Raw genomic sequence first — 26,187 nt, 5'->3', positions numbered from 1 at the left:
TTCTGCAAGGATGCCGTACGTCATGGTGCAGATACCCAACCCGTCCGCGCCCGCGTCCCCCGCACCGACGCGCTCCGTACCCACGAGCGCCGATGTGGCCCGCCTGGCCGGCGTCTCGCGCGCGACCGTCTCCTACGTCCTGAACAACGCCGGCGCCGTCCGGATCAGCGAGCCCACCCGGCGCCGGGTCCATGAGGCCGCGAGGGAACTCGGCTACGTGCCGCACGCGGCCGCCCGCAGCCTGCGCGCCGGGCACAGCCGCATGGTCCTGATGCCCGCACCCGCCTTCCCCGTCGGCCCGCTCTACAGCCAGTTCATCAGCGACCTCCAGGGCGCCCTCGGCCGGCTCGACTACACGGTCGTGCAGTACGGCACCGTCGGCCTGCACGACGACGAGGCCGCCCGCGCCTGGGCGGAACTGCGTCCCGTGGCGGTCCTGGTCCCCGGCTCCGGACTCGGCCCGCGCGGTGTCGAGGTGCTCAAGCGCTCCGGGGCGCGGGCCGTCGTCACCCTCGGCCCCGAGTCCGTCGAGGGCGCGCACGCCCTGCTGATGGACCACGACGTCGTCGGCCACAGCGCCGGTGCCCACCTCTTCGACCGCGGCCGCCGCAGGATCGGTGTGGTCGTCCCGCGGGAGCCCGGCCTGGAGGCGTTCTCCGCGCCCCGCCTGGCCGGCGTCCGCGCCGCCCTGCGCGGCACCGACGCCACGGTCACCGAGCTGCCGCTCGCCCACGACGAGGGCGCCGCCGCCCGGCTCGCCGCCCGCTGGCGCGGTCTCGGCCTCGACGCCGTCTTCACGTACAACGACGAGTACGCGATGCTGCTGATGCGCGCGCTGAAGGACGAGGGCGTCCGCATCCCCGAGGAGGTCGCCGTCGTCGGCGCGGACAACCTGATGCTGGGCCGCCTGCTGCGGCCCCGGCTGAGCACCGTCCACCTCGAACTGCCCTCCGGCCGTGAACTGGCCGGACTGGTGGACCGCGCGGTCCGCGACCCGGCCGCCGCGCCCGAGGCCCACAAGGTGCTGGGGGCGTCGGTGGTGCGACGCGAGTCCAGCTGACACCGCGGGACCGGCGCCGGCCGCGCGGTAGGGGAAACCGCGGGGCGCCACCTGGCGCGGGCGCACCTGGAACCGGGGCGGGAACTCCGCGCTCGTCGTACTGCGGGCTCGCCCTCGGCATCGTCACCGGGGCCCCGGCGCGCGGTCCGGACCTCGCGGACCACACCCATACGGGGCATCATCCACATCAACGACCGGACGGTGAACACGAGGCGGTCGTCCCCCTCGGCGGGGTCGCCGCGTCCGGCACGGTTCCCGCTTCGGCGGGGCGCCGACCTGCGGTGGACGGCGGTGCGCGGAGACGTCGACCGGTACCGCTCCAGCCGCGCGGACGCCGTCCGCTACCCGGTCACTCGCCCGCGTCCGGCGTCCCGCCCTGCTGCGCCTGCTGCTCGGCGATCTGCTTGCGGACGTCGTCCATGTCCAGCTTGCGGGCCTGTCCGATGACGTCCGTCAGCGCGGCCTCGGGCAGCGCACCCGGCTGGGCGAACACGGCGACCTGGTCGCGCACGATCATCAGGGTGGGGATCGACTGGATACCGAAGGCCGCGGCCAGCTCCGGCTGTGCCTCGGTGTCCACCTTGCCGAACACCAGGTCCGGGTTCTCCTCCGCCGCCTTCTCGTACACCGGTGCGAACTGACGGCAGGGGCCGCACCAGGCCGCCCAGAAGTCGATCAGCACGAACTCGTTGTCCGTGACCATCTGGTCGAAGTTCTCCTTGGTGAGCTCCACGGTGCTGCTCATGGCGTGATTCCCTCTTCCTGATGTCGGGCCGAGCCGTCCGCACAACACGGCCCACCGGTCACGTATTCCGCGCCCCTACCCATGTGGCCACCCGGCACACCACCCACCAGACTGGCGCCATGACGGAAACGCAATCGACGCAACTGGAATCAACCGCCTACGACGTCGTGGTGCTCGGAGCCGGGCCCGTGGGCGAGAACGTCGCCGACCGCACCCGCGCCGCCGGGCTCACCACCGCGGTGGTGGAGAGCGAGCTGGTCGGCGGCGAGTGCTCCTACTGGGCGTGCATGCCCAGCAAGGCCCTGCTGCGTCCGGTCCTCGCCCAGGCCGACGCCCGCCGCCTGCCCGGACTGAGCGGGGCGGTCCAGGGGCCCCTGGACGCCGGCGCCGTGCTCGCCCGCCGGAACCGGTTCACCTCCGACTGGAAGGACGACGGCCAGGTCCAGTGGCTGGAGGGCACCGGAGCCGACCTGTACCGCGGGCACGGACGGATCACCGGCCCGCGCACCGTCACCGTCACCGGCGCCGACGGCGGCCGGCGTGTCCTCACCGCCCGGCACGCCGTCGCCGTCTGCACCGGCAGCCGCGCCCAGCTCCCCGACCTGCCGGGACTCGCCGAGGCCGGGCCGTGGACCAGCCGGGAGGCCACCAGCGCGCAGTCCGTGCCCGGCCGGCTGGTCGTGGTCGGCGGCGGCGTCGTCGCCAGCGAGATGGCCTGCGCCTGGCAGGCGCTCGGCTCGCGGGTCACCGTCCTGGTACGCGGCGAGAGCCTGCTGAACCGCATGGAGCCGTTCGCCGGTGAGCTGGTCGCCGAGGCCCTCACCGAGGCCGGCGCGGACCTCCGCACCGGCACTTCGGTGAAGTCGGTGACCCGGGAGAACGGCGTCGTGCAGGTCGTCACCGACAGAGGTGACCGGATCGAGGCCGACGAGATCCTCTTCGCCACCGGCCGCGCCCCGCGCACCGACGACATCGGCCTGGAGACGATCGGCCTGGAGCCCGGCTCGTGGCTCTCCGTGGACGACACCCTCCGGGTCACGGGCCACGACTGGCTGTACGGCGTCGGTGACGTCAACCACCGGGCGCTCCTCACCCACCAGGGCAAGTACCAGGCCCGGATCGCGGGCGCCGCCATCGTCACCCGGGCCGCCGGCGAGTCCGTGCGCGCGGAGGACTGGGGCGCGCACGCCGCCACCGCCGACCACGCAGCCGTCCCCCAGGTCGTCTTCACCGACCCGGAGGCGGCCGCCGTCGGCCTCTCGCTGGCCGAGGCGGAACGGGCGGGCCACCGCGTCCGCGCCGTCGACGTCGACCTGTCCTCGGTCTCCGGCGCCGGCCTGTACGGCGACGGCCACAAGGGCCGCGCCCGCATGGTCGTCGACCTCGAGGACGAGATCCTGCGCGGCCTCACCCTCGTCGGTCCCGGCGTCGGCGAGCTCATCCACTCGGCGACCATCGCGGTGACCGCCCAGGTCCCCGTCGGCCGGCTGTGGCACGCGGTCCCGTCGTACCCGACGATCAGCGAGGTGTGGCTGCGCCTGCTGGAGGCGTACCGGGACGCGTGAACCGGCCGGCCCCACGACGACCGCGCCGGGACACACGCCGACGACACGACGCCCCGGCGCGGTGACCGGATCTAGGGCAGATCGAAACCCAGCGCCCGTGCCGCCCGCTCCGGGGTCGGCTGTGACCAGTGCTCCAGCGCGGCGCGGTGGGAGGAGAGGGAGCGCGGCTCGGCGCGGTCGAGGTACAGCGTGCCGTCGAGGTGGTCCGTCTCGTGCTGGACGATCCGGGCCGGCCAGCCGGTGAACACCTCGTCCAGCGCCCGCCCGTGCTCGTCCTGCCCGGTCAGCCGCACCTCGGCGGCCCGCGCCACCACCGCCTGGTACCCGGGCACGCTCAGACACCCCTCGAAGAACGCGGCCCGCCCCGTGCCGACCGGCTCGTACACCGGATTGACCAGCACCCGGAAGGGCTGCGGCACCCGCCCGCGCGCGAGCCGCACCTCCTCCGGAACGGGCGCGGGATCCTCGATCACCGCGATCCGCAGCCCCACCCCCACCTGCGGCGCGGCCAGCCCGACACCCGGCGCCGCGCGCATGGTGATCCTCAGGGCGTCGACGAACCGGGCCAGCAGAGCGGGCCCCAACTGACCGTCGTACGGCTCGGTACCCGCCCGCAGTACCGGGTCACCGGCCGCGACGATGGGCAACGGCCCCTGGACGGAAAGCAGTTGCTCGACCCGCTCGGCCAAGGGCACGCGGTCGACCGGAGTTTCCATGCCGTCAGGATCGCACGCCCCGCACCTGTGGCACAGGTCACAGCTTCCGACCGGGAACTCGGCACCCCGTCACCCCGACTACTGGACCGCCATGCCCGCCGACGTCCCCGGGAGAACCCCACCGATGACCACCGCTCCCCCGACCACCACGGACGAGGCTCCCCAGCCCCCCGCCCCCACGAAGAGCGCACGGGCCGGCCTGCGCCCCCTCGTCCTGCGCCTGCACTTCTACGCGGGTGTGCTGGTGGCGCCGTTCCTCCTCGTCGCCGCCCTCACCGGCCTGCTGTACGCCGCCTCCTTCCAGGCCGAGAAGATCGTCTACGACCACGAGCTGACCGTCCCCGTCGGCGACCGCGAACTCCCCGTCTCCGCACAGGTCGCCGCCGCCCGCGAGGCCCGGCCCGACGGCACGGTCGCCGCCGTGCGCCCCTCACCCGGGCCGGGCGCCACCACGAGGGTCATGCTCTCCGGCATACCGGGCGTGGACCCCGGCCACACCCTGGCCGTCTTCGTCGATCCCTACACCGGGAAGGTGCGCGGCGAGCTGGAACAGTACGGCTCCACCGGCGCGCTGCCCCTGCGCACCTGGATCGACGAGTTCCACCGCGACCTGCGCCTCGGTGAAACCGGCCGCCTCTACAGCGAGTTCGCGGCAAGCTGGCTGTGGGTGATCGCCGGCGGCGGACTGGTCCTCTGGTTCTCCCGGCGCCGGGCACTGCGCAAGGTGCGCGGTACCGGCGGACGCCGCCGCACCCTGGGCCTGCACGGCGGTGTGGGCGTCTGGGCCGCGGCCGGCTTCGTCTTCCTCTCGGCGACCGGCCTGACCTGGTCCGCCCACGCCGGGGCGAACATCGGCGAACTGCGCACCGCGCTCGGCCAGGAGACCCCCTCGGTGTCGGCCGCGGCGGCCGGCGAGCACGCGGGCCACGACACGGCCGGCGGTACGGCGGGCGACGCGGCGCACGGGGTCGGCCTGGACGAGGTCCTCGCGGCGGCACGGGCCGAAGGGCTGGGCGACCCGGTGGAGATCGTGCCGCCGGCCGACGCGGAGTCGGCGTACGTGGTGAAGCAGATCCAGCGCAGCTGGCCCGAGAAGCAGGACGCGGTCGCCGTCGACCCCGGCACCGGACAGGTCACCGACGTCCTGCGGTTCGACGACTACCCGGTCCTGGCGAAACTCACCCGCTGGGGCATCGACCTGCACACCGGGATCCTGTTCGGTCCGGTCAACCAGATCGCGCTGATGGTCCTCGCCCTCGCCCTGATCCTGCTGATCCTGTGGGGCTACCGCATGTGGTGGCAGCGGGGCCGCGGCTCCGCCTTCGGCCGGCCGGTCCCCCGGGGGGCGTGGCAGCAGGTGCCGCCGTACGTGCTCGTCCCGCTGCTGGCGCTGATCGCCGTACTGGGCTACTTCGTGCCGCTGCTCGGCATTCCCCTGGCGGCGTTCCTCGCCCTCGACATCGTCCTCGGGGAGATCGCCCACCGGCGGGGACGGCGGACGTACGGCGGCGGCTCGACGGCGTGACGGCGCGGGCCGGTCGTGCCGGTGCCCGGCTCCCCGAGGGGGAACCGGGCACCGGCGTACGCCGCGGACGGCCTATTCGTCGTCGAACTCGCCGCCCAGCGCGGAGGCGATGCGCAGATGCGGCCGGGCCTCGTCGTCGCGCCCCTGCCGCTGGAGGGTGCGCCCGAGCATCAGCCGGGCGTAGCGCTCCACCGGGTCGCGCTCCACGATGACCTTCAACTCCGCCTCCGCGCGACGCAGTTGGGCAGAGTGGTAGTAGGCGCGCGCCAGCAGCAGCCGCGGTCCTGTCTGCTCCGGCACCTCCTCGACCAGCGCGCCCAGGACGCGCGCGGCGGCGGTGTAGTCCTTGGCGTCGAAGAACATCCCGGCGCGCTCCCAGCGCTCGGCCGGGGTTCCGTGGTCGTAGTACGTGATGTCCACTCGTGACCTCCTTCGTCACCCCCGGCAACGGACCCAGGTCGTTGAGTATTCCACTACCCGGCGGTTCCCGGATCGCTCAGCGGGAGGGCGGACCACCACGGAGACCTGCCTCCGCGGGTCAGCGGAGCGGCTCGCCGCCGCGGGGGTCCGTAATACCCAGCAGGACCAGTCGCTGGTCGGGGTGCCGCTCGGGCGCACACCGTCCCTCGGGGGGCGGGCCGTCGCTCCCTCCGCCGGATTCCCCGTTCCGCGCCCCCGGCGCGGGCAGGGTACGGGCGAGCCGCTCCAGGTAGGCGGGTACGGTCAGGCCCTCGGCCGCCGCGATCCCGGCGAAGCGGTCGTGGGCGGCGGCCGACAGGGTCAGGCGGACGTCGGCCTCGCGGGCGGGCTCCGCGCGCTCCCCGGCGCGCGTCACGGCTCCGGCTCCGCCAGGTGGTCGAGCAGTTCCGCGGCCCACGACGGGTCGTAGCGGTCCAGGCGGGGCATGCCGCCCCGGTCGGGGGGCGCGGCCCACCGGACGGACGCGCCGGGGTTGTGGGACGCGTACCCGCCCGGGGCGAACAGGTGAGGACTGCCCTGGATCCCGGGGCCCTGCGCGACGCGCCACTGGGCGTAGACCTCGGCGCGCCCTGCGCCGCGCTCCATGGCACGGGCCAGCGCGTGTTCGTCCACGTGCGCGCAGGCGGCGGCGACGGCGAGGATCTCCGAGGGGATGCTGATGCAGCGGCTCTCGGCATAGAAGGCGTGGCGCAGACCGGCGTCGAGTTCGTCGCTGCCGCGCAGGCCGCCGACGGACGGGTCCTTCGTGGCCTGGACCGCCTCCATCGCGGGCAGCATCGTCGAGGGGTAGTCCGACTCCCGTCCCGACCACAGGCGCCAGCCCAGGTCGGGTCGGTGTCCCGAGATCACGACGATCTCGGGGTCCACGATGAACTTGGGCGTGGGCTGGTCGTTGAACAGCTCCAGGGGGAACGCCCGGTGGTCGATCAGGATGTCCTGGGCGCGTTCGCGGGCCGCGGCGCGCAGCGTGTGCAGGGCGAGGCTCGCCCAGGGGCACCCCAGGTCCGACCAGACGGTGACGGTTGGCGGTTGCGGGGCGGCGCTCATGCCGATCCTCCTCAGTGCGGGGACCACCACCGGGTCCCTGGCGTGTGTCGCGGCGCGGAACTCCATGGTGACGCGCCTGCGCGGCCTGGCGCCCGGCGCGCGTCCCACTCTGTCAAGTCCCCTCACGGCGGACCCTGTTCGGGTGCCGGCGCGGGGAAGGGGTGGTGCGGACACACCCCGCCGGCCGCACCCGGAGCGGGGGAGCGGGGGCGCACGCGGGGGCGCACGGGGCGGGGTGCTGGTCCGGCCACCGCCGCCCGCCGGAAGTCCTGTGCTCTGTGTACCTGGGAACGGTGTCCGGCCTGCCGCACCCTGAAGAGGCAGCCCTTCGGATCGTCTCCCGTCAACCCACGATGGAGGGTCCGTTCATGAGTGTGGTCGCGCTGGGCCTTGACCAAGCGCAGAGTTTGACCACGTGCGAGCCGTCGTACGTGCCTTCGTGCAACGCGTCGTTGCCGGAGCTGTGCGCGCTTCTGTTCGCCTCTCTGCCCCGAAGCGATCAACGTCGCAAGGGGATGGAGTACATACGAGGTCTATTGGAGGTACGGGGACGCAAATCGATACGGAACATCGCCGCGCTGGTCGGAGGACAGGCGACGGAGCAGAGCCTGCACCACTTCATCAGTGACTCGAGCTGGGAGTGGGCACCGGTGCGCCGGGCCCTCGCCCGGTTCGTGGTCGGAGCCCTTCCGCCACAGGCCTGGGTGGTGCGGCCCATGGTCATCCCGAAGGCCGGCCGGCACTCCGTGGGTGTGGAGCGGCGCTTCTTCCCGGAGCACGGACAGGTGCTCAACGCCCAGCAGGCCGTGGGCGTGTGGGCGGTCTCCGAGGAGACGAGCGTGCCGGTCAACTGGCGACTGCAGCTCTCCTCGGGCTGGCTCGACGAGGACCGGCGTCGGCGTGCGTCGATACCGGACGGCGCGTGCGCGGAGTCCCTCGGCGAGTGCGCGGTGCAGGCCTGCCTGGAGACGGCGGCGTGGGGACTGCCCTCCCGTCCCGTGGTGATGGACGCGCGCGAGGTGGACGTCGCCTCCGCCGTGTCCGGAATCCGGTCCGCGGGGATGCCGCTGATGCTCAGGGTGAGCGACTCGCTGCGGCTGTCGGTGGCGGACCCGGCGCTGCCCGGCTTCGACGCCACCCCCAGGTCGGTGCGGCAGATCATGGGCGCGACCCGGTCCCTGCGGAGGCCGGTCCTGTGGCCGGGCGGCACCGGGGGAACGGCCGCGCGGTCGGGGCTCGTCGCCACCGTGCGGGTGACACTGCCCGCCGCCCCCGGCCGGCGCGCGGGGACCGGACGGCGTCCCCGGCTCGGCGACCTCGCGCTGCTCGGCGTGGGGGACGGCGACCGGCGCTGGCCGCAGGAGGTGTGGCTGACCGACCTGACCACCGCTCTGCCCACGTCCCTCATGCGGCTGCGCGGAACGCTCCACCGGGTCGAGCGGGACTTCGCCGGGGTCGCCGACCAGGTGGGCATCCGGGACTTCGCGGGACGCTCCTACCGCGGCTGGCACCGGCACGTCACGCTCGCGTCCGCCGCGCACGTACTGGCGGCCCTGCGCGACCCCGACTACGGCGAACTCGGCTACGCCTCCTGATCCCCCGCGGGGCGGTCGGCCGCCGGCTCCCCGCGCCCCTTCAGCACCCGCCGTATCCGGGACAGCCGGAGCGCGAGCTGGACCTCCAGCGCCCGCTCCGGCTTCTGCCAGTCGGGACCGATCAGATCGCTGATCCGTTCCAGGCGGCGGGCCACGGTGTTGGGGTGGACGTGCAGTTGCTCGGCCGCGTAGGTGGGGCTGCCACCGGTGTCGAAGTAGGCGTCCAGCGTGCGGGCCAGCTCCGTCAGCCGCTGCTCGTCGTAGTGGAGCACGGGACCGATGGTGCTCTCGATGAACCTCTCGGCGTCGACGTGGTCCGACAGCAGCAGGCCGACGAACCCCATCTCCTGCGTCGAGGCCGACGTCCCCACGGTGCCCAGGGCGGTCATCGCGTCGAGGCAGCGTGCCGCCTCCCGGTAACCGTGGCGGACTCCCGAGGGGTCCGCCACGGGACCGGAGCCGCTGACCGTCACCGGGTGGCCGAGCAGCGACGCCAGGTCGTCGTGCACCGTCCGGGCGGTGGCGCCCGGGTCGGTGCCCGGCAGCAGGAGCACGATGTTCCCCTCGTGCGTCGTCTTGAGCCCGTTGTCGCGGCGTGCGCGGGAGGACGCCCAGGCGACCGCCTGCGCCTGTGTGCCCCCCTCGGGGCGGGCGATCACCACGACGTGCGGCTGGTCCAGGCCGATGCCGAGCCGGCGGGCGCGGCGCTCGAGTTGCTCCCTGGGGCGGGGGCCGCCGTTCAGGAGATCGTCGAGCAGTTCGTCCCGGAACTGCTCCTCCGCGACCGTGGTGCTGCCTTCCTGCAGGAACAGCAGGACCGCGGACGCCCGGGCGGCGTGGCGCAGCAGTTCGGCCTCGTCGCCGGTGAGCGAGGGTCCGGCATCGACGTACAGGGCGCCCAGGTAGTGGCTGCCCGTGAAGACCGGCACGGACCACGTGCCGCCCTCCAGCAGTACGGGCGAGGACGTGGCGAGGGGCCGGGCGTCCATCGCCGCGCGGGCCAGGGCGCCCCGGGAGTCCTCCGCCATCCCCCCGGCCGCGGCGACGACCGTCCCGTGCGCGCTGCACAGGAGCACGGGAGCGCCCAGCGTGGTGCGCACCTCCTCGGCCAGGGCGTGCGGATCGCAGCCGCCCAGCACCATGTCGAGCAGGGTCCGCTGAGCGGCGGCCAGCCGTCGTGCGCTCGCCAGCTCGGTCTCGGCGCGTGACGCGCGCTCACGCAGGACCGACAGCTCCTCACGGGCCTCGGCCAGGTGCGTGGCCCTCTCCAGGGCCACACCGCCGACTTCCGCGAGCATGTTCACCAGGGCTATCTCGTCGGCCGAGAAGCGGCGCACACCGCGCTCGGCCACGTGCAGGGTGCCCAGGGGGCGGGTGCCCCGGCTCAACGGCACGGCCAGGACGGCGTGCAGCCCTTCGGCCTTGATCCACTGATCCGGCTCCGGGGCGTGCCGGAAGCTGTCGTCCGCCAGGTAGTCGGACGTCCACAACGGCGCACGGTGGGCCAGCACGGCGGCTGCGAGCCCGGCGTCCCAGGGTAATCGCAGTCCTGTGTTGAGCATCGAGACATGGCCGTCAAGGGCGTGCAGCCGGAACGCCCGGCCGTCGGACGCGGGAAGGGCGATCCAGGACGCGTCGGCGCCGAGCAGCAGCCGGGCCCGGCGCGTGATGGTCGTGAGGGTCTCCTCCACGGTGTGCGGGGCCGCCAGGTCGCACGCGGTGTCGACGAGCGTGGTGAGGGCGGCACTCCACTGCTGGCGCCGGTCCAGCCGGGCATGGAGGGACAGGGCCATCCGCTTGACCTGTTCCACCGTCTCCAGGTCCGCACCGGTCACGCCCCGTCGCCGCGCCTCCTCGACCGGGGCCTCGAAGCGGTTGGCCGGCCCCTCGCCGGCCAGCATCTCCAGCAGGGCCAGTACGGCGGCCGCCGTTTCGTCCCTCTTCTGCGACACGAGGCCCTCCGGTGTCTCGTTCCCCTACCGTCGGCGGTGACGGTGCCCGAAGGCCGAATCGCGTGGACCACGACTCCCACCGGCACAACGGGAGGACACCCGCGTGTGTTCCGCGAGCCGCGCCCGGGGACCGTGAACGGGGCGAACCGCAGACCTTCCACGTGCGTCACCCGGTGGCCCGCGGGCCGGCCGGCTGCCGGCCGACGACCGTGCGGGCTCACCACCCGCGGTGCGAAGAGACACACAGAGACGCCGGGCTTCCGGCCGGGCGGGCCCACCGAAACCGCCGACGACATGCGGGTCTCGCTGTCATTATCCGCCAATTCCACTAGGGATTATGTCAGTTGAAGACAGCGCAGCGGCATCGGGGAACGTGCGGTGCGCTGTCGCACCCAGGGGATGTGACAGCGCGCACGGAAGGGACAGCCGACGGTCAGAGCGCCAGAAGCGAGACGATCGCAGGTCCGAACGCCGCACCGAGGAGGTACGACAGGTTGAACAGGCCGATGGCAGGCGGCCGTTGTGCGTCGGGGACGGCCGAGGTGGCGTGCACGGCGAACACTCCCTGACCCGATGCCGCCGCTATCGACGCCAGTGCCTGGGCGGCCAGCAGGGCGAGTGAGGCGGTGGTGAGGGCCGCCAGCACGGGACCCAGGACGGCCAGGGTGACGAGCGCGGTGATCACGGGCCGTCGGCCCGTACGGGCCGACGCCGCCACGACGAACCACGACAGGGCGCCGCCCAGCAGCAGCGGCCACACCATGGCGACGCCGATCTCGCTCGACGACCACGACGTGTGGTCCTCCAGCCGCTCCGGAATCGCGTACATCATGCCGAAGTTGACCACCGCCAGACAGAACGCGAGTCCCGCCGAGACCAGGAAGCGCGGCGTGCGGACCAGTACGGCGGGCACGAACCCGTGCGCCCGGGCACGGACGCGAGCCGTCAGCAGCGCCGCGGCGGCGACGGAGCACACCCCGGCCTCCAGCGGCCGGTGCGGCACGAAGACGAGTGCGGTGACCAGCGCGGTCAGCAGCACGGCGCCCCACGGGTCGAAGGGTTCGCGTGCGGTCGGAGCGCCCTTCGCGCACCGTGCCGCGACGAACGGGACGGCGAGCACGCTCAGCACGGGCAGCGCGAGGGCGGCCCTCCAGGACAGCACGTCGTTGACGAGGGACCCCGCCAGCGGTGCCGTCGAACCGACGACCGCCAGGGAGGCGGTGACGAGTCCCATGACGCGCGGCGAGCCGGCGAGGTTCATCGCCGTCGCCGTGAGGCCGGCCGTGCCGAGGCCCTGCAGCGCGGTGCCGAGGACGAGGACCGGCAGGACGGGCACTCCGGCCACCAGGCCCGCCCCCACCAGGACGAGCAGGCCGCACACCGTCAGCGCGGCCCGCACCCCGCGGCGGTCCAGCAGCCCGGCCAGCAGGGGGGTTCCCACCGCGATGCCCCAGCCGAACGCGGTCACCGTCCAGGTGACCGCGCCGGTCGAGACGTCGAGATCCCTCGCGGCGTCGTCCAGGATCAGGGCAGGGCCGGCTATGCCGAAGGACAGCGGGCCCGCCATGAGGGCCAGCCAGAGGGCCGCGGGGCCGTGGAAGCGTCCGCGGGCGGAGTCGTGGGGTTCGCTGCCCGGCGTTGCGGGACCCGACGTGCCGGGCTCGGCGAGTGAGTTGCTCATTCTGGGCTCCCTGAGCGGTCGTTCGTGAGCTGGATCACCCCGGCCCGGACCGGCAGGCAGCCCTTCGAGAAGGTGCCGGCCGGGCCGGGGAGTCGATGACCGGGCGGAACGGGGCGGGGACGGGCACCGACCGCGTGTCCCCGCCTCCGTCCGGCCGGTGGATCAGTCGTCCAGCGCCGGATAGTCGGTGTAGCCCCGGTGGTCCCCTCCGTAGAAGGTGTCCGGGTCAGGGGCGTTGAAAGGACCGCCCGCCCTGATCCGCGCGGGGAGGTCCGGGTTCGCGAGCCACAGCGAGCCGAGGCTCACCGCGTCGCACAGGCCCTTGTCCAGCACCGCCTCGGCGGACTCGGGGGTCACCGAGGTCTCCTCGGGCGTGGCGTGCGGGTTGAGGATCAGCACACCCGGCCATTCCCTGCGGATCAGCTCGGTGACCTCGCGGCTCCCGAACTCCATCAGGTGCACGTAGGCCAGGTTCAGGGGCGCCAGCGCCCGGATCAGGGCCTCGTACAGCGGGGCCGGATCGCTCTCCTCGATGCCGTTGGTCGTGTTGCCGGGGGAGAGGCGGATGCCGACCCGCTCCGGACCGATGGCGTCGCCGACAGCCTGGGCCACCTCGACGGCGAACCGGATGCGGTTGTCGACACTGCCGCCGTACGCGTCCGTGCGGCGGTTGGTGTTGTCGGCGAGGAACTGATGGATCAGGTACCCGTTGGCGCCGTGCAGTTCCACACCGTCGAACCCGGCGTCCATCGCGTACTTCGCGGCCGCGATGTGGTCCTCCACCGCCCGGGCGATGTCGTCCAGACCCATCTCCCGGGGCGTGGGGTGGTCCAGCATGCCCTGGGGCGTGTACATCCGGCCGCCCGAGGCGATCGCCGAGGGCGCCAGCGGCAGCGCGCCGTCCGGGTAGAGGGTCGGGTGACCGATCCGGCCGGAGTGCATCAGCTGGACGAAGATCCGGCCCTGCTTCTCATGGACCGCGTCGGTCACCCGACGCCACGCCTCGGCCTGTTCCGGCGTGTGCAGGCCCGGTGTGTCGATGTATCCCTGCCCGATCACGCAGGGTTGTGTGCCCTCGGTGATGATCAGGCCCGCTCCGGCGCGCTGTGCGTAGTACTCGGCGGCCAGCGGGGTCTGCAGTCCGTCCCTGGCCCGGCTGCGCGTCATCGGCGCCATGACGAGCCGGTTGGGCAGCGTCAGCTTTCCCAGGGGCAGTGTTTCGAATAGATGACTCACGATCTCCTCCGTCGGGGAACCGGCTTGTTCCACACGGTAGGAAGGGGGAGGGCCCGGCCGAATCAGTAAGGTTTCTGAGGCCGGGTACGTAACTTCGGCACGGCCTGTCTACCGGTGGGCCGGATCACGGGGAAGCGAGGGCACCTACGTGCTGTACGGCAGGTCGACCGAGCTGGCGGCGCTGGAGGGTCTGATCGCGACGGCCCGCTCGGGCCGCAGTGGTGCCCTCGTTCTGCGGGGCGAGGCGGGCATCGGCAAGACGGCTCTGCTGGACCGTGCGGCCGAGGTGGCGTCCGGGATGCGGGTGCTGCGGGTGACCGGTATCGAACCGGAGGCGGATCTGGCGTTCGGCGGGCTGGTGCAGTTGCTGTGGCCGGTGCAGGACCGGCTGGACGCCCTGCCCGAACCGCAGGCGGACGCGCTGCGCGCGGTGCTCGGCACGGGCCGGACGAGGACGCAGGACAGGTTCCTGACCGGGCTGGCCGTGCTCACGCTTCTCGCGGACCTGGCCGAACAGGGACCGGTGCTCTGCCTGGTGGACGACGCGCAGTGGCTCGACCAGGCCACGGCCGAGGCGCTGCTGTTCGCCGCACGGCGTCTGGCCGCCGAGCAGGTCGCCATGGTCTTCGCGACCCGGGAGGAGGGCTTCGTCGCCCCCGGGCTCACCGAGCTGCGGCCGACCCGGCTCGACACGGGAGACGCGGCGCGGCTGCTCGCCGACGTGGGCCTGCCCCCGGCCCTGCGTGAACAGGTCATCGCCGAGTCCGCCGGAAACCCGCTGGCGCTCCTCGAGTTCGGGGCCGCCCGGCGCGACGACCCCAGCAAGTTCACGCCCGTGACGGTCGCCGACCGGGTGCTGTCCTCGTACCGCGCTCAGATCGCGAGACTGCCGGAGAAGACGCGGCTGGCGCTGCTGGTCGCGGCGGCCGAGGGACGGGGCGACCTGCCGCTGCAATTGAAGGCGGGCCGGATGCTGGACGTCGGCGTCGAGGACCTGGAGGACGCCGAGCGGGCCGATCTGATCCAGGTGACCGAGAGCACCGTGATCTTCCGCCACCCGTTGATCGGAACCGCCGCCTACCAGGGAGCCGTGCTGGCCCGGCGCATCGCCGTGCACCGGGCCCTGGCCGACGCGGCGGACGACCCCGACTGCCGGGCCCGGCACCTGCCGCTGGCCGTCACCTCGCCCGACGACACCGTCGCGGCCGAACTGGTGGCGGCCGCCGACCGGGCGGCGGACCGCAGTGCCTACGCGGCCGCCGCGCTCCTGCACCAGCAGGCCGCCCGCCTGACCCCCGACCGCCGCGCGCAGGCGCACCGGCTCGGGGACGCCGCCGCCCACGCGCTGAACGCCGGGCACGCCGCGCAGGCCGCGGACCTGGCCGAGCAGGCCGAGCGGTCCACCGACGAGCCGAAGGAACTGGCCCGGCTGGCCCCCGTGCGCGCCGCCGTGATGTTCGAGCTGGGGGACCAGCGGGAGGCGGCGCGTCTCCTCCTGGAGCGCGCGTCCTCGGACGACCCCGCCCTGGGCCGGGACATGCTGCGCACGGGCGCCACGTACGCCTGGTTCGCCGGCGACGCGGACGCGGTGCGGGAGGCCGCCCGCCGGCTGCGGACGCTCGGCGGGACGGACCCCATGGTGCAGGGCATGGCGCATCTGGCCGAGGACGACTACGCCCATGGCCTCCCCCTGCTGGAGAGGGCCGTCACCGCCGATCCCGCCGGCGGGGACACGGCACGGGCCCGCGCCCTGCACAGCGCGATCCTCGTCGGGGACGACGCCACGGCCATGGAACTGGCCGCCCGCGAAGTGGCGCGCTGCCGCGCGCGGGGCCTCATCGGCGCGCTGCCGCAGGCCCTGCACCTGCTGGCGGAACGGCAGGTGCTGGCCGGGGCGCACCGGGACGCCGAGGCGTCGGTGGCCGAGGCCATGGAGATCGCCCGCGACACGGGACTGCGGCAGCGGGCCGCCTGGCTCAACGGCGTGCCCGCACGCATCGCCGCCATCGAGGGCGACGACGGGCGCTGCCGCAGCCTCGCCGCCGACGCCCCCGAGGCCGGCCGGGTGGCCGGCGAGAGCGCGCTGAGTCTGCTGGAACTGGCGCAGGGCGACTACGAGGCGGCGCTCGGCCGGCTGGAGGCCGCCGCCGGCCCCGGTCCGCAGCGACACACGGCGATGGCGATGGCCGCCGTCGCCGATCAGGTGGAGGCGGCGGTACGGCTGGGGGACCGGCAGCGCGCCGAGGGGCCGATGCGCGCCTTCGACGCCTGGGCACAGGCCTGCGGCCGGCCCTGGGCGCGGGCGGTCGCCCACCGGTGCCGGGCCCTGGTCGACGGACAGGAGGAGGGCTACGTGCTGGCGGTGCGCCTGCACGAGCGGGGCGGGCGCCCCTTCGAGCGGGCCCGCACCGAACTGCTGTACGGGGAGTGGCTGCGCAGGGCACGCCGGCGCAGCGACGCCCGGGGGGTGCTCCGGTCGGCGCTGGAGGTGTTCGAGCGGCTGCACGCCGCACCGTGGGCGGAACGGGTGCGGGCGGAGCTGCGGGCGGCTGGTGACGCGACGACCGCCGCCAGGGCGACCGCGGAGAACGTCCTCGACCGGCTGACGCCGCAGGAACTGCAGGTGGTGCGGCTGGCGGCCGGTGGCAACAGCAGTCGGGAGATCGCGGCGCAGCTCTTCCTCAGCCGCAGGACCGTCGAGCACCACCTGTACAAGGCGTACCCGAAGCTGGGCGTGGGCTCCCGGCGGGAGCTGGCCCGGCTCGACCTGACGTGAGCCGCCCGGCGTGAGCCCGGGCACCGGATCTGCGTGAGCCCGGGCACCGGATCTGACAGATACGGTTCTGATCTGACAGATCCGTGACGGAGTCGGGGCCACGGACGGACGGCGGCCGGGCGCCTTTGCCAGAATCCTTGACCATGATGCGTGCTGCCTACATTGAACAGCTCGGATCTCCGGACGTCATCCGTTACGGCGATCTGCCCACGCCGGAACCGGGCCCCACCGACGTCCTCGTGGACGTCACGGCCGTCTCCGTCAACCACGTGGACACCTTCGTACGCTCCGGGGCCTGGCGTACCCCGCTGACCTTCCCCTTCGTGATAGGGCGCGACCTGACCGGAACCGTCGCCGCGGTCGGCGCGGGCGTGCACCGGTTCCGGCCGGGCGACCGGGTGTGGTGCAACAGCCTCGGGCACGACGGACGTCAGGGCGCCGCGGCCGAGCGGGTCGTGGTGCCCGTCGACCGGCTCTACCCCCTGCCGGAGGGTGCCGACCCCTGCGAGACGGTGGCGCTGGCACATCCGGCTGCCACCGCCCACCTCGGTCTGTTCACCCACGGCCGGCTCCGGCCGGGTGAGACCGTCGTCGTCGCCGGCGCGGCCGGCAACGTGGGGAGCGCCCTCGTGGTGATGGCCGCGGCGGCGGGCGCCCGGGTCGTCGCCACCGCCTCGGCGCGGGACGCCGGGTACTGCCGCGAGATCGGGGCCGACCACGTCATCGACTACCGGGATCCCGACGTGCCCGCCCGGATCCGGGAAGCCGCCCCGGCGGGCGTCGACCTCTACTTCGACACGTCCGGCGCCAACGACCTGGAGACCGCGGTCGGCCTCCTCGCCGGACGGGGACGGATCGTGCTGCTCGCCGGCCTGCGCTCCCGGCCGGTGCTGCCCGTGGGGCCGCTCTACCTCAGGGACCGCTCCGTCCTGGGCTTCGCCATCTCCCACGCCACCGCCGGCGAACTCGCCGAGGCGGCGGGCGCGATCAACCGCCTGGTGGCCGACGGCAGTCTCAGGCCCCGGGCGGTCGAGAGGCTGCACCTGAGCGACGCCGCCGAGGCGCACCGCCGTCTGGAGGAGGGCAAAGTGAGCGGGAAGATCGTGCTCAGCACGGACGCCAGAGCCTGAAAAGTCGGGGCACCCGGTGCAGGCGAAATGCGAGAATGCGGACCTGACAAAGAAGAAAGCCGCTCTTTGACCGGCACCGGGTGGCCCTTGGCAGAATTCTGCACATGAGCCAGTCAATCATCGACACCTCTCCGTTGTTCGACCTCAGGGCCGACATCCACGTTTCCGCGTCCCCCCTCGAGGTCTACTCCGTCGTCAGCGATCTGCCGCGCAGCGCCGAATGGAGCCCCGAATGCCGCGGCGGCCAGTGGGTGTCCGGCGAGCCCTCGGCGGTCGGGTCCGTCTTCCGCGGCGAGAACCTTCGCAGCGAGGAGGTGGTCGCCTGGGCGCCCCTGGTCCGCGGCGTCTGGCACACCGAGTGCCGGATCACCGCAGCCGAGCCCGGCCGCACCTTCCGGTGGATGATGCTCACCCACGCCCGCGAGGACCAGGAGAGCGTCTGGGGCTTCGACATGGCGCCCGCCGGCGACGGCAGCGTGCTCACGCACCACTTCCGCATGGGCCGGGCGACCGCCGGCATCCACAAGATCGTCGCCGACCTGGACGAGGACGACCGCAAGCGGTTCGTCGCGGACTGGACCGCCAAGCTCGAGCAGGACCTCGACGACACGCTGAAGCGCATCAAGGGTGTCATCGAAAAGCGGTGACATGCCGCCCGGTGACCGCAACGAATTCCGGTGAAGCATTTCGGTCGTGGCCCCCCCCTTTTCCCGGCGTGAAGGGTGCGGATCCGGAACGGAGACTGAAATTCAGACAGCCTGCCGCACGGCTGAGAAACAGTCGCGGCGGACGAGAGGGTGGGCAGATGTTTCTCCAGCGCATCGGAAACAAGGGAATTCGCCTCGGTACGCTGTTCGACCGGGCGGCGTCCCGGCACCCGGCGAGTCCCGTGATCCTCGACCACGAGCTCGACGTCGCTCCGGAGCGCGGGCGCCGCATGACGATGACCGAGGTCGCCGACCTCGTCGACGACCTCGCGTCCCGGCTGTGGGCGGCGGAGGTCCGGCCCGGTGAGCGGGTGGTCGTCCACAAGACCAACGGATTCGACATCACGCTCCTGGCCTGCTCCATAGCCAGGATCGGCGCCGTCCCGGTCCTGCTGTCCCCGAAGCTGGACGGCGACACCGTGTGCGAGCTGGTGCGCCGCGTGGACCGGCCGCACCTGGTGACCGACCAGGACAAGCTCGACCACCAGCTGCCCGCCGACGTCTTCGGTCTCACCCGGCAGGTGCTCCTGGCCTCGGGCAGCCACGAGCGGGCGACCCGGCTCGCCGAGCTCGCCGGCTCCGCCCGGGTCGCGCCGGTGACCATGCCCCCGGATCATCCGACGCTGGTCACCCACACCTCGGGGACCACCGGAACCCCGAAGCTCGCGGTGCACACCGGGCGCACGTTCCAGGCGCGGTACCGCCCCCAGGGCACGGTGGCGTCCCTGGTGGGCCGCAGCGAGCCGGTGGCCATCCACGTGTCCTTCGTGCACTCGCGGATGTTCACCGCCATGCCCATCACGATCCTCCAGGGGCACCCGATGATCATCCTCCGGGACGACGACCCGGACGTCGTGGCGGAGGTGTTCCGGCAGGCACCGCCCGGCCTGATCGAGGCCCACCCCAACACCTTCCTGCGCTGGGAGGTGCTGGTCGACGACCCGCGCGCCCCGCTGGCGAACGTGAAGTACTTCAGCAGCACCTTCGACGCCATCCACCCGCGCACCGTGCACCTGATGCTCCGCGCCTCGCGGCGGGAGTCGCCGCAGTTCGTCCAGATGTACGGGCAGAGCGAGGTCGGCCCGATCGCCGGGCGCACCTACACCAGGAAGCGGGGCGCGGACGCCGACGGCCGCTGCGTGGGCTCCCCGTTTCCCGGCATGACGGGCATTCGCGTGGTCAGCCGGGACGGCAGGCGTCCCACGAAGTCGTCCCCCGGATACATCGAGGTGCGTTCCGACGGGCGGATCGTCACCTACCTCGGCGAGCACGAGCGCTGGGAGAAGCAGGCCGACGGCGAGTGGTGGCGCATGGGCGACCTGGGCTACCGCACCAAGTGGGGCTGCCTGCACCTGCTCGACCGCGAGGTCGACGAGATCGAGGGCATCGACAGCACCCTGGAGATCGAGGACACCCTGTTCGCACGGATGCCGGAACTCGTCGAGGTCATCATCGTCCCGGACGACAACGGTACGCCCGTGCCCGTGGTCTGCACCCGCGACGACAAGCCCCTGGACCTGACGGCCTGGAAGTCCGCGGTGGCCGGCCTGCCGGCGATGGCGGAGCCGGTGCAGTGGAAGCTCGACGACCTGCCGCAGACCGCCACGACCAAGATCAAGCGGCTGGAGCTGGCCCGGCTGCTGAAGGCGGAGCGGACGGGCGCGTAGGCCCCCGCGACGCCCCCCGTGGGGCGCGGGCCCATCCCCCCAGTGGGCCCGCGCCCCGTCACCCCCCGCAAGGCGCCCGGCGTCACGCGTCGGACCGCCGCCCCCAGCCGAGGAGTTGCCCCGATGACGCCACTGCGCGTCTCCCGACCCCGGATCGAGCACTGGGATCCGGAGGACGAAGCGTTCTGGGAGCGCACCGGCAAGCACGTCGCACGACGCAACCTCGTCCTGTCGATCCTCTCCGAGCACATCGGGTTCTCGATCTGGAGCATGTGGTCGGTCCTGGTGCTGTTCATGTCCCCGGCCATCGGCCTGGGCTTCGCCCCTAGCGAGAAGTTCCTGCTGGTGGTCACCCCCACCCTGGTGGGCGCGCTGCTGCGGCTGCCGTACAGCCACGCGGTGACCCGCTTCGGGGGACGCAACTGGACCGTCTTCAGCTCCGCCCTGCTCCTGGTGCCGGCACTGCTGGCGCTGTACTTCGTCCAGCGGCCCGGCACCCCCCTGTGGGTGTTCCTTGTCGTCGCCGCGACGGCAGGCGTGGGCGGCGGCAACTTCGCGTCCTCCACGACCAACATCGCCCACTTCTTCCCCCGGCGTCACCAGGGCTGGGCGCTCGGCCTCAACGCCGGCGGCGGCAACCTGGGCGTCGCGGTGATCCAGCTGGTCGGACTGCTGGTGATCGCCACCGCGGGCGACACCCACCCTGCCCATGTCATCGCCGCCTACCTGCCGCTGATCGCCCTCGCCGCCGTCCTCGCGGCGCTCGGCATGGACAACGTCGACACCGGTCCGGCCGGTCCGGGCGTGCTGCGCGAGGCGGCGGTCAACCGGCACACCTGGTGGATCTCGCTGCTCTACCTCGGCACCTTCGGCTCGTTCATCGGCTACGGCTTCGCCTTCGGTCTCGTCCTGCAGAACCAGTTCGGCTCCACACCGCTGGAAGCGGCCGGCTACACCTTCCTGGGGCCGCTGCTCGGCTCGCTGTCCCGGCCCCTCGGCGGCCGGCTCGCGGACCGGTGGGGCGGAGCACGGGTCACGTTCTGGAACTTCCTCGCCATGGGCGCGGGAACCGGCCTGCTGCTTGTGGCCTCGTCCCAGGACTCCCTGGCCCTCTTCGTCGCCGTCTTCACGGTGCTGTTCGTCCTCAGCGGCCTCGGCAACGGCTCCACGTACAAGCTGATCCCGGTGGTCTTCGCCGGGCAGGCGGAGGCCGCCGTCACCGCCGGCCACGACGCGACCGAGGCCTTCGCCCGCGCCCGGCGGCTGACCGGCGCGGTCATCGGCATCGCCGGTGCCGTCGGCGCGCTCGGCGGCGTCGCCGTCAACCTGGCCTTCCGGGCCTCGTACGGCAGCCAGGGCACGGGCGAGCCCGCCTTCTGGTCCTTCCTGGCCTTCTACGCGGTGTGCGTCACCCTCACCCACACGGTCTACCTGCGCGCCCCGCACGACACCCCGCGCGACGGCGCGCGGAACCCGCGGCGGGCCGGTCGCGGCGCCGCGACGTCCTCGGAGGCCACCCGTGCCTGACACCGCGCCCGGCCCGAGCGTGCCCACGCACTGCCCGTACTGCGCCCTGCAGTGCGGCACCCGCCTCGGCCACGGCACCCGGGGAACCGTGGCGGAGCCCTCCGACTTCCCCGTCAACGACGGCAGGCTGTGCCAGAAGGGCTGGACCGCTCCCGCCCTCCTCGACGTCCCCGACCGGCTGCGCCACCCGCTGGTGCGGGACGCGGACGGCCGTCTCCTCCCGGCCGACTGGGACACCGCCCTGGACACGGTCGCCGCGCGGCTGCTGCGGATCCGCGACGAGCACGGCCCGGACGCGCTGGCGGTCTTCGGCGGGGGCGGCCTCACCAACGAGAAGGCCTACCTGCTGGGCAAGTTCGCCCGGCTCGCGCTGGGGTCCGGCCAGATCGACTACAACGGCCGGTTCTGCATGTCCTCGGCCGCCGCGGCCGGGACCGCGGCCTTCGGCCTGGACCGCGGACTGCCGTTCCCCGTGCGCGACCTCGGCGCGGCGGACGCGATCCTGCTCGCCGGCGCCAACCCCGCCGAGACGATGCCCCCGCTGATGCGCCACCTGGAGGGGGCGGACCTGATCGTCGTCGATCCCCGCCGCACCAGGACCGCCGAGCGCGCCGCCCTGCACCTGCAACCGGTGCCGGGCACCGACCTGGCGCTCGCGCTGGGGCTGCTGCACATCGCCGTGACCGACGGCTGGTGCGACAAGGAGTACGTCCAGCGGCGCACCACCGGCTTCGACGCGGCATGGCGGCGCGCCGTGGCCTGGTGGCCCGAACGCGTCGAACGCGTCACCGGCGTCCCCGTCGCGGAACAGCGCGCCGCCGTCGAGACGCTGGGACGGGCACGGCGGGCGTACGTGCTGACCGGACGCGGCGCCGAGCAGCACAGCAAGGGCACCGACACGGCCGCGGCCTTCATCAACCTCGCGCTCGCCCTGGGGCTCCCCGGAGTCATGGGAAGCGGCTACGGCTGCCTGACCGGACAGGGCAACGGGCAGGGCGGCCGCGAACACGGCCAGAAGGCCGACCAGCTCCCCGGCTACCGCATGATCACCGACCCGGCCGCGCGGGCCCACGTGGCCGGGGTCTGGGGCACCGACCCGGACACCCTGCCCGGCCCCGGACGCAGCGCCTACGAACTGCTCGACGCCCTCGGCACCGACGGCGGCCCGCGCGCCCTGCTGGTGTTCGGCTCCAACCCCGCCGTGTCGGCGCCCCACGCCGCCCACGTCTGCGACCGGCTGGCCTCGCTCGACCTGCTGGTGGTGGCCGACTTCGTGCCGTCGGAGACCGCGCGCACGGCCGACGTGGTGCTGCCGGTCGCCCAGTGGGCCGAGGAGGAGGGCACCATGACCAACCTGGAGGGCCGGGTGCTGCGCCGCCGCCGGCTGCACGCCCCGCCCGACGGCGTGCGCACCGACCTGGAGGTCCTGCACGGCCTCGCGGTGCGCCTGGGCCAGCCGGCGGACCGCTTCCCGACCTCGCCGCGCCGGGTCTTCGAGGAACTGCGGCGCGCGTCCCGCGGCGGCAAGGCCGACTACTCCGGCATCAGCTACGCACGCCTGGACGCGGGGGAGGCCCTGCACTGGCCCTGCCCGGACACTCCGGACGGGGACCCGCACCCGGGCACGCCCCGCCTGTTCCTCGACCGCTTCGCGCACCCGGACGGGCGCGCCCGGTTCGCGGAGGTCGACCACCGCGATCCCGCCGAGACCCCGGACGCCGACCACCCCCTCTACGCCACGACCGGCCGCGTGCTCGCGCACTACCAGTCGGGCGCGCAGACCCGCCGCGTGGCCGAGCTCAACGACGCCGCCCCCGGGCCGTTCGTCGAGATCCATCCCGACACCGCCGAACGCGCCGGGCTGCGCGAGGGCGACACGGCCCGCGTCACCTCGGCGCGCGGAAGCACGGTGGCGCGCGTGCGGCTGGTCGGCAGCATGCGCACGGACACGGTGTTCGTGCCGTTCCACTATCCCGGCCCGGGCCGGGCCAACCTGATCACCGGTACCGCCCTCGACCCCCGCAGCAGGATGCCCGAGTTCAAGGTCTGCGCCGTGCGGATCGAACCCGGCACCGCCGCGACGTGAGGCCCGACATGCCCGCCTCCTCCCACGTCCTCGTCGTCGGCCACGGCCCCGCAGGCCACCGGCTCGTGGAGCGCCTGCGCCACCACGGCCACCGGGGCCCGGTCACCGTGCTCGGCGCGGAGCCGCGGCCGGCCTACAACCGCGTCCTGCTGACCTCCCTCCTCGGCGGCACCCTGACGGCCGGCGACCTGGAGCTGACCGGCCCCCCGGACGGCGTACGGGTCAGGACGGGCGTCACCGTCACCGGCATCGACCGGGCCCGCCGCCTGGTGAGCACCGACACCGGCGAGACCCACTCCTACGACCGCCTGGTGCTGGCCACCGGCGCCCGGCCCCGGATCCCGCACCTTCCCGGCGTATTCACAGGCGGCGTGCTCACCGAGGGTGCCACCGCCCTGCGCACCCTCGCCGACTGCGAACGGTTCGCGGACGGGCCCGTGGTGGTGCTCGGCGGCGGTGTCCTCGGTACGGAGGCCACGCTCGCGCTGCTGCGCGACGGCCGCGACGTCACCCTCGTGCACCCCGGGCCGCACCTCATGGACGACCGGCTCGACGACGTGGCCGGCTCCCTGCTCGCCGGCCACCTCCGCTCCCGCGGTGCCCAACTGCGGCTGGGGCGCGCCGCCGTGGAGTACCGGCCCGGCAAACTGGCCCTCGACGACGGGGAGATCCTCCGGGCCGCGACACTGGCGCTGTGCACGGGCGCCGAACCCGAGACGGCTCTCGCCCGGCGGGCCGGACTGTCCGTGCGCACGGGCGTGGTCGTCGACCGGCAACTGCGCACGAGCGACCCGCGCGTCCACGCGATCGGCGACTGCGCCGAGTTCGACGCCGACGCGCCCGGACTCGTCACCACCGCCTGGGAGCAGGCGGAGACCCTCGCCCGGATCCTCGCAGGCCGGCCGGCGCACCACCGCCCGGGCCGGCCCGTCGTACGGCTGAAGGCGCCCGGCATCGACCTGGCCTGCCTCGGCCCACCCGATCCGCCGGGCGCCACCCGGCACGTCGCGCTCTCCGACCCCGCCCGGGGCCGCCACGCCAGGCTCGCGCTGTCCGGCGAGCACATCCTCGGCGCGGTCCTGATCGGCCTGCCGCGCGCCACCGCCGCGGTCGGCCGCCTCTACGAACGCGGCCTGCCCGTGCCGTCCGACCTGCTCGGGCTCCTGCTGGGCACCACGTCCACCGTGGGACCCGCCCGCGTCGAACTGCCCGACGAGGCCGTGCTCTGCCACTGCAACCACGTCACCAAGGGCGACCTGCTCCGCGCGCGGAGCGCCGGCGCCCACGACCTGGCGGACATCGCCGCCGCGACCCGCGCCACCACCGGCTGCGGCGGCTGCGCGGACGACGTACGGCGGGTCCTCGCATCGGCGACCGGAGGGAACGGCGACCCATGACCCGCACACCGCGCACCCTGGTGGTCGTCGGACACGGCATGACCGGCCACCGCCTCGTGGAGCACCTGCGGACCCACGACCGGCACGGCACCTGGCGCGTCGTCGTCCTGGCCGAGGAGCCCCGCCCCGCCTACAACCGGGTCGCCCTGTCGTCCTACCTGGAGGGCAGGAGCGCCGCCGACCTCACCCTCGCCGGCCCCGCCTTCCTCACCGACCCCCTGGTGGACCTGAGGACGGCCGCACCGGTGACCGGCATCGACCGGCGGGAGCGCACCGTCACGACCGCCGACGGCACGGTCATCCCCTACGACGCCCTCGTGCTCGCCACCGGGTCACGGCCGTTCGTGCCACCCGTACCGGGTCACGACCTGCCCGGCTGCTTCGCCTACCGCACCTTCGACGACCTCGACGCCCTCCGTGCGGCGGCACGCGCGGGACGCCCCGGCGTCGTCGTCGGCGGCGGCCTGCTCGGCCTGGAGGCCGCCAACGCGCTGCGGCTGCTCGGGATGCGGCCCCACGTCGTGGAACTCGCGCCGCGCCTGATGCCGCTCCAACTCGACGACGGCGGAGCGCGGGTGCTGACCCGGCTCGTCGGCGGCCTCGGACTGCGGGTGCACTGCGGAACCGCCGTACGGGCGGTACGCGCACGGGCCGACGGCCGCGTCGGCGGCGTCACCCTCACCGACGGCAGCGCCCTCGACGCCGAGCTGGTGGTGTTCTCCGCCGGGGTGCGCCCCCGCGACGACCTGGCCGGACCGGCCGGACTCGCCGGGGGCGAGCGCGGGGGCTTCCTCGTCGACGGCCGGTGCCGCACCGAGGACCCGCACATCTGGGCCGTGGGCGAGTGCGCGGCCGTCCAGGGCCGCACCTACGGTCTGGTCGCGCCCGGCTACCGCATGGCCGAACTGGTCGCCGACCAGCTGCTCGGCCGTCCCGCCGCCCCCTTCGCCGATCCCGACACCTCGGCCAAGCTCAAACTCCTCGGCGTCGACGTGGCCAGCTTCGGCGACGCCCACGCCGAGACGGAGGGCGCCCTGGAGTACGTGCTGCGCGACGACGCGGCGGGCACCTACGCGAAGGTCGTCCTCGGCCCCGACGGGCGAATCCTGCTCGGCGGCGTGCTGGCCGGCGACACCTCCGCCTACCGCACGTTGCGCGCCCTCGTGGGCCGCGAGCCGACCGCGCCGCTCGACAGGCTGCTGTCCGGGGCGGCCCTCGGCGGGGTGCCGCCGAAGGCGCACGGACCTGCCGCGGCATGACTTGACGGAGTAGTGATCGGCAGTTGGCGGCTTCCT

At 73.9% G+C, this 26,187-nt stretch carries 20 protein-coding genes; 12 read left to right on the top strand and 8 right to left on the bottom strand.

Features of this window, described 5'->3' with window-relative positions; translation table 11 throughout:
* The first annotated feature begins 22 nt into the window (after positions 1-22).
* Positions 23-1,060 (top strand): LacI family DNA-binding transcriptional regulator, encoded by a 1,038-nt coding sequence (locus F1615_RS13040; protein WP_149549109.1) that lies wholly within the window; start codon positions 23-25, stop codon positions 1,058-1,060.
* A gap of 349 nt (positions 1,061-1,409) precedes the next feature.
* Here the strand turns inward: F1615_RS13040 and trxA are convergent, their stop codons facing one another.
* Positions 1,410-1,805: a thioredoxin gene (gene trxA / locus F1615_RS13035; RefSeq protein ID WP_149549108.1), complete on the bottom strand. Its 396-nt coding sequence runs from the start codon at positions 1,803-1,805 to the stop codon at positions 1,410-1,412.
* Positions 1,806-1,924: 119 nt separating this feature from the next.
* On the opposite strand from trxA, the gene F1615_RS13030 reads away from it, so the two are divergent.
* On the top strand, positions 1,925-3,370 hold the full coding sequence (locus F1615_RS13030; protein ID WP_149549107.1) for a dihydrolipoyl dehydrogenase family protein: 1,446 nt from the start codon (positions 1,925-1,927) through the stop codon (positions 3,368-3,370).
* Positions 3,371-3,441: 71 nt separating this feature from the next.
* Here F1615_RS13030 and F1615_RS13025 read toward each other — a convergent pair whose 3' ends face one another.
* Entirely contained in the window at positions 3,442-4,086 is a 645-nt protein-coding gene (locus F1615_RS13025) for a peptide deformylase (RefSeq protein WP_149549106.1), read from the bottom strand.
* A gap of 124 nt (positions 4,087-4,210) precedes the next feature.
* On the opposite strand from F1615_RS13025, the gene F1615_RS13020 reads away from it, so the two are divergent.
* On the top strand, positions 4,211-5,611 hold the full coding sequence (locus F1615_RS13020; protein ID WP_149549105.1) for a PepSY-associated TM helix domain-containing protein: 1,401 nt from the start codon (positions 4,211-4,213) through the stop codon (positions 5,609-5,611).
* A gap of 72 nt (positions 5,612-5,683) precedes the next feature.
* Here the strand turns inward: F1615_RS13020 and F1615_RS13015 are convergent, their stop codons facing one another.
* The 3 genes from F1615_RS13015 to F1615_RS13005 all read right to left on the bottom strand — a co-directional run bounded on the left by F1615_RS13015 (position 5,684) and on the right by F1615_RS13005 (position 7,138).
* Positions 5,684-6,031: a tetratricopeptide repeat protein gene (locus F1615_RS13015; protein ID WP_149549104.1), complete on the bottom strand. Its 348-nt coding sequence runs from the start codon at positions 6,029-6,031 to the stop codon at positions 5,684-5,686.
* Positions 6,032-6,149: 118 nt separating this feature from the next.
* Positions 6,150-6,446 (bottom strand): hypothetical protein, encoded by a 297-nt coding sequence (locus F1615_RS13010; protein WP_149549103.1) that lies wholly within the window; start codon positions 6,444-6,446, stop codon positions 6,150-6,152.
* Entirely contained in the window at positions 6,443-7,138 is a 696-nt protein-coding gene (locus F1615_RS13005; protein WP_149549102.1) for a DsbA family oxidoreductase, read from the bottom strand. Before F1615_RS13005 ends, F1615_RS13010 begins: the two co-directional genes overlap by 4 nt.
* A 368-nt stretch (positions 7,139-7,506) precedes the next feature.
* Here F1615_RS13005 and F1615_RS13000 point away from each other — a divergent pair, with 368 nt between their 5' ends.
* The gene (locus F1615_RS13000) at positions 7,507-8,733 is read left to right on the top strand and encodes an IS701 family transposase (RefSeq protein WP_149549101.1); all 1,227 of its coding nucleotides are present in this window, start codon (positions 7,507-7,509) and stop codon (positions 8,731-8,733) included.
* Here F1615_RS13000 and F1615_RS12995 read toward each other — a convergent pair.
* The 3 genes from F1615_RS12995 to F1615_RS12985 all read right to left on the bottom strand — a co-directional run bounded on the left by F1615_RS12995 (position 8,721) and on the right by F1615_RS12985 (position 13,605).
* The gene (locus F1615_RS12995; RefSeq protein ID WP_208818299.1) at positions 8,721-10,685 is read right to left on the bottom strand and encodes a helix-turn-helix domain-containing protein; all 1,965 of its coding nucleotides are present in this window, start codon (positions 10,683-10,685) and stop codon (positions 8,721-8,723) included. The two genes, F1615_RS13000 and F1615_RS12995, sit on opposite strands and share 13 nt — an antisense overlap.
* A gap of 433 nt (positions 10,686-11,118) precedes the next feature.
* Complete coding sequence (locus tag F1615_RS12990) at positions 11,119-12,366, bottom strand: MFS transporter (RefSeq protein ID WP_149549100.1); 1,248 nt, start codon at positions 12,364-12,366, stop codon at positions 11,119-11,121.
* 162 nt (positions 12,367-12,528) lie between these two features.
* The gene (locus F1615_RS12985; RefSeq protein ID WP_208818311.1) at positions 12,529-13,605 is read right to left on the bottom strand and encodes an alkene reductase; all 1,077 of its coding nucleotides are present in this window, start codon (positions 13,603-13,605) and stop codon (positions 12,529-12,531) included.
* Positions 13,606-13,750: 145 nt separating this feature from the next.
* Between F1615_RS12985 and F1615_RS12980 the strand changes: the two genes are divergently transcribed.
* From F1615_RS12980 to F1615_RS12945, 8 genes are all read left to right on the top strand, one after another.
* Entirely contained in the window at positions 13,751-16,378 is a 2,628-nt protein-coding gene (locus F1615_RS12980) for an ATP-binding protein (RefSeq protein ID WP_149549098.1), read from the top strand.
* Positions 16,379-16,524: 146 nt separating this feature from the next.
* A complete protein-coding gene (locus F1615_RS12975) occupies positions 16,525-17,508 on the top strand; it encodes an NADPH:quinone reductase (protein ID WP_149549258.1) in 984 nt (327 codons plus the stop codon).
* A gap of 104 nt (positions 17,509-17,612) precedes the next feature.
* Positions 17,613-18,155, top strand: coding sequence for an SRPBCC family protein (locus tag F1615_RS12970; RefSeq protein ID WP_149549097.1), 543 nt, complete (start codon positions 17,613-17,615; stop codon positions 18,153-18,155).
* A 158-nt stretch (positions 18,156-18,313) separates the two neighbouring features.
* Positions 18,314-19,882, top strand: coding sequence for a class I adenylate-forming enzyme family protein (locus F1615_RS12965; RefSeq protein WP_149549096.1), 1,569 nt, complete (start codon positions 18,314-18,316; stop codon positions 19,880-19,882).
* A 123-nt stretch (positions 19,883-20,005) separates the two neighbouring features.
* Positions 20,006-21,409, top strand: a complete 1,404-nt coding sequence (locus F1615_RS12960) for a nitrate/nitrite transporter (RefSeq protein ID WP_149549095.1) — start codon at positions 20,006-20,008, stop codon at positions 21,407-21,409.
* Entirely contained in the window at positions 21,402-23,495 is a 2,094-nt protein-coding gene (locus F1615_RS12955; RefSeq protein ID WP_149549094.1) for a molybdopterin oxidoreductase family protein, read from the top strand. The genes F1615_RS12960 and F1615_RS12955 overlap by 8 nt, the downstream gene beginning before the upstream one ends.
* An 8-nt stretch (positions 23,496-23,503) precedes the next feature.
* A complete protein-coding gene (locus F1615_RS12950; protein ID WP_149549093.1) occupies positions 23,504-24,892 on the top strand; it encodes an FAD-dependent oxidoreductase in 1,389 nt (462 codons plus the stop codon).
* Complete coding sequence (locus F1615_RS12945; protein ID WP_149549092.1) at positions 24,889-26,151, top strand: FAD-dependent oxidoreductase; 1,263 nt, start codon at positions 24,889-24,891, stop codon at positions 26,149-26,151. The genes F1615_RS12950 and F1615_RS12945 overlap by 4 nt, the downstream gene beginning before the upstream one ends.
* Positions 26,152-26,187 lie beyond the last annotated feature (36 nt).

It is taken from the genome of Streptomyces marokkonensis (genome assembly GCF_008312835.1).
Lineage (GTDB): Bacteria > Actinomycetota > Actinomycetes > Streptomycetales > Streptomycetaceae > Streptomyces > Streptomyces marokkonensis_A.
Note: the sequence above shows the minus strand (reverse complement) of the source record. Positions and strands in the feature narration are given on the sequence as shown.